Genomic DNA, 13,157 nt, shown 5'->3' with positions numbered 1-13,157 from the left:
AACCTCCTTTATTTGGATGCAGTTACGTATTCGTATGCTAACGATACTTGCGTGGACGGCGGTCGATCTCTTCGGACACGACAAAGGCAAGCTCTTCATTGCCAAATAGCGACAGCACCTGCAAAACCGTAGCATCGTCAATATCGCCGGCTTCTTCCTTAGGCGCCGTTAAAGGTATTGCTTCGAGCAGACGGGGATTTCCGCCTTGCTGCGGATAGGCGCGGGAATAGAGCTCTGCAGCATCCAGACCATGATTAACGCACCACTGGGCGAATACAAGAATCATCGTATCTTCATCCCGTTTATATCTTTCTATGATAAACTGTTCCATTTCTTTTGAATTCATTGCTATTTCTCCTTTAAGACGGTAATATAATTTACGAAAAATTATTCATAATAGACGGATTGTAATATGAAAGCAGTCAGAAGACAATTGTCTATTTTGCCATAGCGACTCATGGTTTTCGGACGGACTAATCGAATCTAATGGAGGAATCTATTATGCCATCCTGCTATTTAACGGATCTGGACGGCACGCTGCTTCGTTCGGATCAGTCTTTATCGGATTTTACGATAGCGCAGCTTAAGGAAGCGCTGGAAGCGGGTACAATTATCAGCTATGCAACGGCAAGAAGTTATACGAGCTCTTATAAAGTTACTTCGTCCATTCCATGGCGTTATCCTGTTGTGCTGTATAACGGCGCACTCATTTTCGATCCTGAAGGGAAGCGGGTGCTAGGCGGTCATTGGCTTAGTCCTCAATTATCGAATGATATTCTGGAAGCGGGACGGCAGCACGGACTTGCTCCGCTGGTATTCGCGCTGAATGAAGACGATGAGGAGAAGGTGCTGCATGAGAAACTGACACGGGCCGGTGACCTTGCCTTTTATGAGAGCAGACTCAATGACCCGCGGTTTACGGAGCTGGAGTTTCTTCATATCCATGATTCCTACCGTTCTCTCATCCTCTCCTTTATCGGACTTTATGAGGAGCTTGTGCCATTGAAGCAAACGGCCGAGCAGTTGTTTGGCGGGCTTGTTCACATGGAGTTCATAAAAGACGCGTATATTAAAGATCATTATTTTCTCGAAATGAGTCATCCCTTGGCGAATAAAGGCGAAGGGGCAAGGTTATGGGCAAAGCTCGTTGGAGCGGAGATAAAGGACGTAACGGTATTTGGAGACAACCTGAATGACCTAGGCATGTTCCGTGAGGCTGGTACCCGAATAGCTGTCGCGGACGCGCATGAACAAATCATACAATTGGCGGATCGCATCGTCGGCACTAGTAATGAAGATGCAGTCGCCCGATATATAGCAGTAGAACGGTCTCGTTTGACTACATGAGAATAAAGAGGGGAATTATGAGAAGACTTCCTGGCTTGATAGCAATGATGTTCATTATTCTCGTTTTACTAGCACCCATACCTGTTTTTGCTGAAGAAGCCCTGCAGCCGCCGGAAGAACAGACCAAGCAGCCCGCAGACCAGACGGTAGAGCAGCTGCCGGAAACGCCGCATTCCGAAGCGGCGATCCTTATCGATGCCAAGTCCGGCGCCGTGTTGTTCGCCAAGAATGAAACGGAGCGGCTATACCCGGCCAGCATAACCAAAATTGTAACCGGCATCATCGCGCTGGAGCAGTCCAATCCATCCGACATCGTAACCGTCTCCAAGACGGCTCGGAACGAAGACGGCACCCGGATCTATCTGGCGGAAGGCGAGCAGAAGCCCATGCTGGATCTAATCGAAGGTATGCTCATTAACTCCGGGAATGACGCGGCAACCGCCATTGCGGAGCATATCGACGGTACAAAAGAGCAATTTGCCGAGCGAATGAATGAATTCGTGCGCAAGCTTGGGCTTTGGGATACGAATTTCGTGAACCCAAGCGGCTTGCCGGATGAGAATCAATATACGACAGCCAGAGATATGGCCAGGATCGCGCAATATGCCATGCAAAACGAGCAGTTCCGGCAGGTTGTAGCAACCAAATCGAGGCCATGGGTCGGAGAAGAGTGGGTCTCCAAGCTCGAAAATCATAACAAGATGCTGGGGAGCTACGATGGCGCCATTGGCGTCAAAAACGGCTTTACGCAAGCCGCAGGGTATACCTTGGTTTCCGCGGCTCAGCGTGGCAATATGGAGCTTATTGGCGTTATTCTAAAGGGCGCTACCGATTCGGGCGTATATAAGGATATGACGCAGCTTCTCGATTACGGTTTTGCCCATTTTACAAGCATGCAGGTTATGGCTGCCGACGAGAAGCGGACTTTCGTAACGCGGGATACCGGAAAACCGGCGGAATTTATAGCCGATAAACCGTTTTATGTGACGGTCAAGGACGGAGTTGTTCCGACCGTAGCGGTCGACTCCAATGGCAAAGCTTATGTTCAGTCTTCGGAGGTCTATAATCCGGCCGAAACAGCGGGGGCATTAGTACCGATCGTTCCGCTTGCCGAACAGGCGGAGGTCCAGATTGCTTCGGTAACCAATTCCAATCCGCTTAAAGGCAGCGGGCAATCCGCAAAATCCTCCGGCTGGAATCTGGGAGTTACGATTACCTGGTCCGTCATGCTTCTATTCATGTTGTTAGCAGGAAGAATCATGTATGTAAGACAACGCAGAAGAAGATTATATAAATAACCAAGCAGAAGAGCCAGGACTTAAGAAGTCTTGGCTCTTCCGTTTCGTCTAGGGTAGGCAAAATTTGTCGAATTCGATTACAATAGAGGTATTCGGACAGGAGGAATAGCAATATGAACACAAAGACACGTATTATTTTGGATGTAGACACGGGGATTGACGATGCACTGGCTATTTTGTATGCCTTGCTCTCGCCGGAAATTCATGTTGAAGGATTAACAACCGGCTTCGGAAATATTAACGTGGAACAAGCTACGGAAAACACACTTCGGCTTATTAAGCTGGCGAATTGCGGCTATGAGGTGCCGGTAGCGGCAGGCGCTTCCGGACCGCTTAAACGCGAATATGCCGGCCCGGTGCCGCATATTCACGGCTATAACGGAATTGGCGATGCGGAGATTCCGCCGACAGAGCAGCAGCCTCTGAAGGAATCGGCAGCAGAGTTTATCGTCCGCAAAGCTCATGAACTTCCTGGCGAGCTGGTTGTAATCACGGTTGGCCGCATGACCAATCTGGCCTTGGCCTTGTCGCTGGATCCATCCATCGCGGGCAAGATCCGCAATGTTGTCGTGATGGGCGGAACCGTCTTTGCACCGGGTAACGTTACTCCGGTCAGCGAAGCGAATCTGTGGGGCGATCCGGAGGCGGCTCAGCAAGTATTCCGGTCCGAGGTGCCGCTTACGATTGTAGGTCTGGATGTTACGCTGGAAACGAGACTATCCAAAGGTCATCTGGCCCAGCTTCGTCAGCTTGCACCGGATAACAAACAGCCAATCGTCGACTTTTTACATACATCGCTCGAAAAGTATTTTGATTTCTATCTCCAAACCAATCAATACCTGGGCGAATGTCCGATGCATGACCCGCTCGCGGTGCTGGTAGCGGTTAACCCGTCTCTTGTGAACACAAGAGTCATGCATGCGGATATTGACTGCGGAGACGGTTTGACGGCAGGCATGATCATTACGGATCGTCGGGTTATTCCGGCTGTCGGCAGAGAGATTACGTTCTGCCTGGAAGTAGATGCCGACCGTGCTCTGCGGCAAATGTTGTCCGTGTTTCTTGCTCCTAAAGGACATGTAGGTTGAAATATACAAGGAAAGAGGATGGCTGATATGGAACAACGTTATTCCCGCGAATCCAGATGTTACAAGACATCTAGAATTTTTCCAACGGATGTGAATAACCACAACACGTTATTTGGCGGCAAGTTAATGGCGTATATCGATGATATCGCATCCATTGCCGCAACCAAGCATTGCCGGCATACCGTCGTAACGGCGTCAACCGACTCCGTCGATTTTCTGCAGCCGATCCGGCCATCGGATTCCGTCTGCCTGGAGTCCTTCGTTACTTGGACGGGCCGTACGTCCGTCGAGGTATTCGTTAAGGTCATTAAAGAAGATCTGTTAACCGGGGAGCGTATCGTTGCGGCAACCTCTTTCCTGACCTTTGTTGCTCTGGATCAGAATAAGCACCCTGTACCGGTGCCTAAGGTCATTCCGGAGTCCGAAGAGGAGTTCAAGCTGTATGAGACGGCCCCGCATCGCGCGGAGATGCGGAGAATCCGCCGCGAGGAAAGCAAGAAATTCGCGGATTATTTGACAGTTGCCCATCCGTGGGATTAATAGCGGACAGAAAAAAATGCGCATTCAGCTCGAATGCGCATTTACTACATAGTGGATACACCCGTATACGAATAAGGCTAGAACCACGCATAATCCTATGATAATATATACCGCTTTACGTCCATTCATGTAAGCACCAGCTTTCTATGTACATCGATCTTTGATCTATTATATACGAATATGGTAGTAAAGTCATGGCTGCCCGGTCTTGCGTCATTCCGCGATGTTACATATACTTTTAGAATCGGGTTATGCTTAACCCGGCTTAAGGAAGTATGGCAAGAGGGGAATGACGACAAAATGGAGCAAGCTTCCAAACCGCAGCAGGATGCTACCAACATTCCGCAGGAGGAATTTTTCGCTGCTGCCGCATTATTTTGCCGCGCATATCCAGTATTCGTCGCGGAGATTGACCGTGTAGAAGCCGAGCGCGGAAGATTAAACGACTTCCAGCTCATGCGTGCGGTGAACAAAGCCAAAGAAGGTCTTGTTATTTTAGGCTGGGATTGCCGAAAAGCCGTTAATGCGCTGTTTGATACGTATGTGGAAATTTATAAGCATAGCAGCAAGGATGGCGCCAACGAATGGGCGGAATCAACCTTCGGCTGCAGCAGGACCCTAATCTACGAGTCTCCTCTTGAAGAGGAAGAGATACTGGAACATGGCTTGTCTCTGGATTTGCGCATTGAGCAGCTTACGGCTCTTATTCATGAACAAGAGGCAACCCTTTTGCAAAATTACAGGGACCTCTACCGGCTTAAGATCGCTGCTGCCCATGAGGCGGAGGCAGAGAACAGCCTGGAAGAATTGGAGCAGAGCAACAAGCAGCTTGAAGAGTAAAACGAAAAACCGTTGTCGAACCCGGCAGCGGTTTTTCGTTACGCGGTTTGCGTAAACGATTTCATGCGGATGGTTGTATGCTATACTTAGGAAGCAACACCTGCTCTGGCCGGATTAGATCGGTATACGCATGAGCAGACAGGGAGAGGAGACGGGATGCGGATGATCAGAACAACGCTAGTGACAGGCGCGGATCGCGGGGTTGGCTTGGCGCTTGCCGCCAAATGGCTGGAGGACGGCAACCGCGTTTTCGCGGGACAATACGCGGACAGCCCCGGACTGCAAGAGCTGCAGCAGCAGTACGGCGAGCAGCTGACGGTGTTCCCGCTGGATGTAGCAAGCGATGCAAGCGTGAAGCAGGCTTATGAATGGGTACAGTCCCGGACCGATAAGCTTGATGTCCTTATAAATAATGCAGCGATACTGGGAGATATTAGAAATACCATTCTCGGAGAGCTTCAGTACGAAGAAATGCTAAGCGTATTCAATGTGAATGCCTTGGGCAGCCTGCGCATGAGCCAAACGTTCACGCCCCTACTGCTGCAAAGCGATTCTAAGCTGATCGCAAATATTTCTTCGGAAGCAGGCAGCATTACCGATTGCTGGAGAGATGCCTGGTATGCGTACTGCATGTCCAAGTCGGCGGTAAACATGCAGTCGAAGCTTATACATAACGGCCTGAAGCCGCATGGAGGACGCGTGCTTGTCTTTCATCCGGGCTGGGTGAAGACGCATATGCAGGGCAAGCTGGATGAAGCGGCTGAATTGACTCCCCAGCAGTCTGCGGCAGGGATTACGAAGGTTATCCAGTCGGCTTTAACCAGGGATGCAGCTGAAATGGAATGCGAATACGTAGATTATGAAGGTAGGAAATTAAATTGGTAAAGACACTTCTAGAAGCTTTCAACACAGCGGAATACCCGGTTGTCGGTCATGGAAAACGCAATGTTCAGGTTCTTAAGGATACTTTTGATCATCTGGACGGCGAATTAGATAGCGATATTTACGGTACGGGAACCGTTATCGAAGATTTTCAAACGAAAATAGCGGCTTATTTAGGAAAACCTTCGGCGGTCTTTTTCCCAAGCGGAACGATGGCTCAACAAATCGCGCTGCGGCTATGGTGCGAGGAAAAGGGCAACCGTAAGGTTGCGTACCATCCATTATGCCATCTGGAGATACATGAGCAGGACGGGTTGAAGGAGCTTCATCATATAGAGCCGGTACTGCTGGCGGATAAAGACCGGCTAATCACGCTTGACGATGTGAAGAGCATGGATGATGACATTGCTTGTCTCCTGCTCGAACTGCCCCAGAGGGAAATCGGGGGACAGCTGCCTGCATTTGAGGAGCTCGAGGAGATTGCGGCCTATTGCCGCGCGAAAGGCATCAAGCTACATCTTGACGGAGCAAGACTATATGAGATATTGCCTTATTACGGGAAGACGGCAGCGGAAGTATGCAGCATGTTCGATAGTGTTTATGTGTCCTTTTACAAAGGCATCGGCGGAATTGCGGGAGCCATTCTTGCCGGCGGGGAAGAGTTCACCAAGCAGTCGAAGATCTGGAAACGGCGCCATGGCGGCGATTTGATCAGTCTTTATCCTTATATTCTGAATGCGGATCAAGCGTTTGACGAACGGCTTCCGAAGATGGAACAGTATTACCGTTCTGCCGTAGAATTGGCCGGTTTGTACAATAGCGGAATAGAAGGCATAACGACCCGCCCTTTGGTGCCGGTGTCGAATATGTTCCATGTTCACGCGGCATTGCCGAAAGAAGCCTTTGAGAAGATTTTGATCGCCGTATATGAGGAGACCGGTATCGGCCTGACGGGTAATGTCCGTGACGCGGGGGAAGGCGCATCTTACTATGAAGTAAGCCTGGGGGATCGTTACCCTGCTATTCCGAAGGACCGGTTAAAGCAGGCATTCGAGCTGCTTCACGAGAAAGTAAAACAAACGGCGAAATGAATATGATACTATTTTCTATATAGCGGTGAAGGAGGAATCCCAGAATGTCGGATTATGATGAACTTTCGGAGAGGCGAAGAAATAAGCTGAAGCTGATGCAGTTCGATAAGGATGAGCATTCCCTGGTCGAATCGGATAAGCCGAAAGAAACCTTTGAGGATGTTGGCGGGCTGGAAGAAGTGAAAAAGAAGATCCGCATGAACTTTATTTTGCCATTGCAGAAGCCGGAAATCTTCAAAGCTTATGGCAAAGAGGCCGGCGGCAGCCTTCTCTTGTTCGGACCTCCCGGATGCGGCAAGACGTTCCTTGCCCGGGCGGTTGCCGGCGAGATTGACGCAAATTTTATTCATATCGAGCTGCAGGCGATCCTGTCGATGTATGTCGGTCAAAGCGAGCATAACCTGCACGATGTATTCCAGAAAGCCCGGGAAAATAAGCCATGCGTCATCTTTATCGATGAGCTGGACGCGATGGGCGGCAGCCGTCATCAGATGCGGCAGCATCATGAGCGCATGCTTGTCAATCAGCTTCTGACGGAGCTGGACGGGCTGCAGTCCGGCAACGACCAGGTATTTGTCATTGGGGCAACCAATACGCCTTGGTATCTGGATTCCGCCTTGCGCCGCCCCGGAAGGTTTAATCATCTTGTGTTTGTACCTCCGCCGGAGGAGGAAGAACGTTCTACTATTTTGCAGCTGAAGCTTGCAGGCAAGCCTACTAGCTCGCTGAGTCTTGGAAAACTGGCCGCAGAGACCAAGCTGTTCTCGGGGGCCGATCTGGAGCAGGTTGTTAATGATGCCGTAACATCGGCAATGGAGAGAACGTTCGAGACAGGCGATATTCAGCCGATTACCCAGGATGATCTTCGGAAAGCGCTAAAGGAGCGGAAGGCGACAACGATCGAATGGTTTGCGACAGCCCGAAACTACGCTACCTTCAGTGACGTGAACGGGGATTACAAGATTGTGCTGGATTACGCGAAGAAGCATGGGATAAAATAGACGATTCGGAGGAGGATGAAGTAGTGGAAGAAGAGACATTAACCCCATCCTCTCATACAGGCTACACAAACGTATACCAGCTGATGTCCTGGAAGAAATATAAGGAAGCCTTGATTGAAACGGAGAAGCTTCTAAGGGATGATCCTCATAGCCCGGATCCCTACGCTTTATACGCGCAAATTTGCGTGTTAATGGGGGATTACGAGAAAGCCCGGCATTGGGTGGATGAGGCGTTAAAACGGGATCCCGAGCATCATCTAGGCTGGTATGTCCGCGTTTCGTTGTTTTATGAGACCGGCAACGAGGCTGCCTTTAATGAAGCGGTCAGGGAAGCGCTGCGAATTGACCCATATGAGGCGCATTATTATTACTTGCAGGCTAATCAATTGAACAAGAAGGGTAAATTTAAGGAAGCGAAGGAACAAATCGAGATTGCCCTTGAGCTGGAACCCGAGAATCCGCAATATTTGTCCATTCTTAGCTACACGGAAGCTCTGCTTGGAAATGATGCCGTATCCAGAGAGGCGGAACGCGAAGCGCTGAGGTATGGTGCGGAGGAACCGATTGTGTTAATGTACCTAGCTTGGTCCGCTGCCAGACGAGGGGATTATAAGCTGCACGAGACCTATATGCGAAGCGCGGTAAGATTAAATCCGGACGAGAAGCAGTACCAGGACGAATACCTGGAGTCGCTTCAGAATCAATATGTACTCTACCGAATCTGTTTGTGGCCTAATAAATTGTTTCGTAAAATGAAGCCTTGGCAAATTTTTGTAATGTGGGCGGTATGTTGGTTGTTGTTCAAGCCCCTGGTCTTTGCCTTTATTATCCTTCATCTCATTGCTCATTGGTCGACCAAAGCCATCGTTCACGTAAAGATCTTTGGCTGGCGCAGACGGCGGACTTAAGCATATAGCGGACACATACGAAACCGGATCGATCCTCTCATGGAGAATGATCCGGTTTTTTATTTTCCTATTAGATCATCATGTTGATTGTAAGACTTCAAGAATTCCAGGTATTGCCTTGAAGCTCTTGACAAGTAACGCTTCTCATTCCAGGCGATGGAGAATTCGCGTTCACAAATCGGTGATTGAATGTACAGCAGCTTAACATGGGGATCATCATTCGTATTGCGTGGCACAAAGGCAACGCCAAGCCCCGCTTGGACAAGACTCCATAAAGCGGAAGGTTCATCCACCTCGCATATGATATTTCTGGAGATACCCGCAGCTTCGCAATAAGCTTCGTTAATTTGACGGAATGGATGCCCCGCATGATATTCGATATAGGCCTCATTGGCTGTCTCAATCAAGGTAATCGTGTCTCTGCTTGCAAGTGGGTGAGTGATCGGTACGGCAAGGCAAACTTCCGCCTTCAATACGATTTGCTCTTTGATCCAGGATTGATTCAACGGAGCGGCAATGAAGCAGAGGTCTACATCGCCGCGCTCCAGCAATCCGATCATATCGCTCGACGAGGCCGGAGGGATCTGGGTCACTCGAAAAATAATATCCGGATTCTTCTTGCGAAATTCGCTTATGGTGGAAGAAAGCCGGTTAAGCGTTGGGGTAGCGAGCCTTATGGTTCCTTGCTCCGTGCCCAGCATATCCGCCAATTCCCTTCGCCCTTCGTCAAGCGCTCCAAGCGCAATCTCAACCTGCTGCAGAAAAGCCCTGCCAAAACGATTTAACCGGATTTGCCGGTTATTCCGGTCAAACAGGGGGACGCCAACGTCTTCTTCGAGACGCGAGATGGTTTTGCTAAGCGCAGGTTGAGCAATACGAAGCACTTCGGCGGCTTTTGTCATATGCTCGTATTTCGCGACCGTACGAAAATAATGAAGCTGCAACAGTTCCAATTAAGTTAACCTCCCAATCCTTAATCTCTTCGTTTCCATATACCTGAGTGTATAATAACATACAATAATATATATTATCATTTATCGATCGTGAGGGGTATATTGGTAAGTATAAAGAGATGCAGGAGGGAAATCACAATGCCGTCAGAACAACCTGATGTGACACAACCAGCTATAGGAAACGTGCTCATTAAGCTTCTTGCGTTCACCCTGATTATATCTTCCATGAGCGCAACGATGTTCAATATTGTTCTTCCCGAGATCCGGACCGACTTTGAATTGTCCGTCGCTCAAGTCAGTTGGGTATCAACGGCCTATTTACTGATCTATGCAGTGGGTTCCGTAATTTACGGCAAGCTGCTTGATCGTTATCAGGCCAAAAATCTGATCACCTTTGGGCTTCTTGTATTTGCTTCAGGCTCTTTGTTAGGGCTGCTCGCGGGATCGTTTCCTTTCGTGCTGATAGCCAGAATTATGCAAGCAGTTGGCGCATCCGTAATTCCGGCACTAGCCATGTTAATTCCAGTCCGCTATTTTCCGCCGGAAAGAAGGGGGCATGCCTTGGGAATTTCGGCTACCGGATTAGCGCTTGGCAATGCGATTGGACCTATTGTTTCTTCACTCTTGGTGTCATTTGTCCATTGGAGATGGCTTTTCGCGATTCCTTTGCTAATTCTGTTCACTTTGCCGTTCTACCGTAAGCATTTGAGCTCGGATATAAAAGAAGGAGGAAATATTGATTGGCTTGGAGGCGGACTTCTTACGGGGACGGTAGCTTTATTGCTGCTTGCCATTACGCAAGGGAACTTGTGGCTGGGAGCCGGCAGTGCATTGATGCTTATCGGTTTCTTGTGGCGTATACGTTCAGCTACCGATCCCTTTATCTCCAGCGCGCTTATGAGAGACCGAACCTATTTAATGGGGTTAATGATTGCGGCAATCGTGATGAGCGTCAGTTATGCACTGCCGTTTCTAACGCCTCAATTGTTGGCGGATATCAATCGGTTGGAGCCAGGCCTAATTGGCTTTGTCATGGTTCCCGGAGCATGCTTGTCCGCTTATTTGGGTAGAAAAGTAGGGAAGTTGGCGGATTCCAAGGGCAATTCCTTCGTCTATCATACGGCGTCGTTATTATTATTCAGCTGTTTTCTACTGTTATCGTTATTTGTAGGGAGTCCGGCCGTTCTGATTGGCTTGATTTTCACCCTTGGCAATGTTGGTCAGATGTTTATGCAAATCGTACTTTCCAACACCATCTCGTGCAGCATTCCCAGGGATCAGATTGGGGTTGGAATGGGATTGTTGACGTTATGCAATTTCCTATCCGGAGCAGTATCTACGGGGATCTACGGCAAAGTGATGGATCACGGCGCCCGGTCGAGCTGGATCCCTTGGCATTCAAACGAAGCTTCCTATGTATTCAGCAACCTATATCTTGTTCTGGCTCTTATTCATATCGGCTTGCTTCTTCTGTATCGCAGTATATATGTGAGCAAGAAAAAGACGAATACCACTGGGCATATGTTGAGTAATCAGCGATAAAGAATGACGAATCGATTCTAGCGGAATCGGTTCGTTTTTTATTTTAAAAAAAAGCATTGACTCTCCTCTTAGGGGAGACTATAAACTTCATTATGTGAACGGCCGTTCCAAAAGAAAGGGAAATAGGAGGTTGCTGCATGTTGTTTTCCGTGAAAGAGGTCTCCGAGATGGCAGATGTGACCATCAAAACACTGCATCATTATCATAAAATCGGTCTGCTTATGCCAAGCGAAATCAGCGAAGCCGGTTACCGGTTTTATGGTGAAAAAGAGCTGCAGCGCCTGCAGGAAATTCTATTTTATCGCGAGTTGGAATTTTCATTGGTTCAGATCAAAGAAATCATGAACACGAATCCGGACCGCAGAACGATTCTCGAGAAGCAGGAAGCTTTGCTAATCAGTAAAAGTCGAAGACTTCATACCCTGATTGATACGATTAAATTATCTATAACGTCGATGAAAGAAGGAATACCTTTGGAGAACAAACAATTATTTGACGGTTTTACGAACGAGCAGCAATGGAATAAGGCCCTTGAAGAGCAGAGTAAACACCTGGAGGAAACCTACGGCATGGAGCCATTATCGGTTCAGGAGGCGGATGTTCAGAAAATGAACGAGCAAGCTGCTGAGGCGACTTTTATGAGCAACATGGCTGACTCGTTGAGAACTGGAGTGAAGCATAACGATGCGAAAGCAACGGATCTTATCAAAATGCATATAGATTTCCTGAATGGACATGGGCATAAACTCTCGGCCTTGGATTTTGCTGCACAAACGAAGTTTTTTCTCCAGGATGATTTCCATTTAAGCATGCTGGAGAGTCAAAAAACCGGGCTGGCCTATTATTTGGCGTCTGCAGCTAGCGGTTGATAAGTATTTTCCTCCTACGCAGGCATCCTTTGGGCACTATGCCGCATGAGGATGTTATGAAAGCTATTGAGCTGCTTGGTATGGAAGTTGCTCCAAGAGTTCGTGAAGAAGTCGCGAAATGGGAAGTTAATGAGGTAAGCTGATAAAAAATGCGCATGTAAATAGAAAAATATTGTAAACGTTTTCATTTATTAAAAGCCAAGTTGAATCGGAGTTGCGATTTAGCTTGGTTTTTTTATGCGTAATACGAAGAATAATGATGAAATTGATGATCAGCAAAATCAATCCAGTTGGATTTTAGCAGCAAATTTAATTAATCAAACAATCTAAAGATATTTAAAGATCAAATCTAGGATCAAAATCTAAAGATCAAAATCTAATGATCAAAAAATCTAAAGAGATCAAATCTAAGATCAAAATCTAAAGACCAAAATCTAAAGACCAAAATCTAAAGACCAAAATCTAAAGACCAAAATCTAATCTAGAGAATCTAAAGAAAAAAATGCAGATATATTGTTGAGACAAAAAGCCCTAAAAACAAAACATGCAAAATAACAGCGAATTGGGTGAAATCCGAGAAATCCCTTAGTGGCCAAGGTTTCCTTAATATCTTTTTCACAAAACCCGTATTTTATACATATGTCATTGACGCGGACTTTTCCTGGCTCAATTTCGTTTTAAATGAGTTCCCATTAAAAGCACTTTTCCTTGAACAGGAAATGAAATGCCGCCTATTACTTTGCCATTGCATACCATGACAGAGACGTTGGTCTCGGTATTGTATTTTTTTTCAAGGGG

General features: G+C 47.8%; 13 protein-coding genes. 11 read left to right on the top strand and 2 right to left on the bottom strand.

Annotated elements, in window-relative coordinates:
• Positions 1-37 precede the first annotated feature (37 nt).
• Positions 38-346 (bottom strand): hypothetical protein, encoded by a 309-nt coding sequence (locus WFJ73_RS05775; protein ID WP_336772149.1) that lies wholly within the window; start codon positions 344-346, stop codon positions 38-40.
• Positions 347-501: 155 nt separating this feature from the next.
• On the opposite strand from WFJ73_RS05775, the gene WFJ73_RS05770 reads away from it, so the two are divergent.
• The 9 genes from WFJ73_RS05770 (at position 502) to WFJ73_RS05730 (ending at position 8,995) form a co-directional block, all read left to right on the top strand.
• Positions 502-1,347: an HAD hydrolase family protein gene (locus tag WFJ73_RS05770; protein ID WP_336772148.1), complete on the top strand. Its 846-nt coding sequence runs from the start codon at positions 502-504 to the stop codon at positions 1,345-1,347.
• 17 nt (positions 1,348-1,364) lie between these two features.
• Positions 1,365-2,645: a D-alanyl-D-alanine carboxypeptidase family protein gene (locus WFJ73_RS05765; protein ID WP_336772147.1), complete on the top strand. Its 1,281-nt coding sequence runs from the start codon at positions 1,365-1,367 to the stop codon at positions 2,643-2,645.
• A 113-nt stretch (positions 2,646-2,758) separates the two neighbouring features.
• Complete coding sequence (locus tag WFJ73_RS05760) at positions 2,759-3,733, top strand: nucleoside hydrolase (RefSeq protein ID WP_336772146.1); 975 nt, start codon at positions 2,759-2,761, stop codon at positions 3,731-3,733.
• Positions 3,734-3,760: 27 nt separating this feature from the next.
• Positions 3,761-4,273: an acyl-CoA thioesterase gene (locus WFJ73_RS05755; protein WP_336772145.1), complete on the top strand. Its 513-nt coding sequence runs from the start codon at positions 3,761-3,763 to the stop codon at positions 4,271-4,273.
• Between the two features lie 300 nt (positions 4,274-4,573).
• Positions 4,574-5,113, top strand: a complete 540-nt coding sequence (locus WFJ73_RS05750) for a hypothetical protein (protein WP_336772144.1) — start codon at positions 4,574-4,576, stop codon at positions 5,111-5,113.
• Positions 5,114-5,275: 162 nt separating this feature from the next.
• Entirely contained in the window at positions 5,276-5,998 is a 723-nt protein-coding gene (locus WFJ73_RS05745; protein ID WP_336772143.1) for an SDR family oxidoreductase, read from the top strand.
• Complete coding sequence (locus WFJ73_RS05740) at positions 5,986-7,086, top strand: threonine aldolase family protein (protein WP_336773067.1); 1,101 nt, start codon at positions 5,986-5,988, stop codon at positions 7,084-7,086. The genes WFJ73_RS05745 and WFJ73_RS05740 overlap by 13 nt, the downstream gene beginning before the upstream one ends.
• Positions 7,087-7,130: 44 nt before the next feature.
• Complete coding sequence (locus tag WFJ73_RS05735; RefSeq protein ID WP_336772142.1) at positions 7,131-8,087, top strand: ATP-binding protein; 957 nt, start codon at positions 7,131-7,133, stop codon at positions 8,085-8,087.
• A 23-nt stretch (positions 8,088-8,110) separates the two neighbouring features.
• A complete protein-coding gene (locus WFJ73_RS05730; RefSeq protein WP_336772141.1) occupies positions 8,111-8,995 on the top strand; it encodes a tetratricopeptide repeat protein in 885 nt (294 codons plus the stop codon).
• Positions 8,996-9,054: 59 nt separating this feature from the next.
• On the opposite strand, the gene WFJ73_RS05725 is transcribed toward WFJ73_RS05730, so the two are convergent.
• Positions 9,055-9,948: a LysR family transcriptional regulator gene (locus tag WFJ73_RS05725; RefSeq protein ID WP_336772140.1), complete on the bottom strand. Its 894-nt coding sequence runs from the start codon at positions 9,946-9,948 to the stop codon at positions 9,055-9,057.
• Positions 9,949-10,086: 138 nt separating this feature from the next.
• Between WFJ73_RS05725 and WFJ73_RS05720 the strand changes: the two genes are divergently transcribed.
• On the top strand, positions 10,087-11,490 hold the full coding sequence (locus WFJ73_RS05720) for an MFS transporter (protein ID WP_336772139.1): 1,404 nt from the start codon (positions 10,087-10,089) through the stop codon (positions 11,488-11,490).
• Between the two features lie 137 nt (positions 11,491-11,627).
• On the top strand, positions 11,628-12,359 hold the full coding sequence (locus tag WFJ73_RS05715; RefSeq protein ID WP_336772138.1) for a MerR family transcriptional regulator: 732 nt from the start codon (positions 11,628-11,630) through the stop codon (positions 12,357-12,359).
• The last annotated feature ends 798 nt before the right edge of the window (positions 12,360-13,157 follow it).

Source organism: Paenibacillus sp. MMO-58 (genome assembly GCF_037146255.1).
Lineage (GTDB): Bacteria > Bacillota > Bacilli > Paenibacillales > Paenibacillaceae > Pristimantibacillus.
Note: the sequence above shows the minus strand (reverse complement) of the source record. Positions and strands in the feature narration are given on the sequence as shown.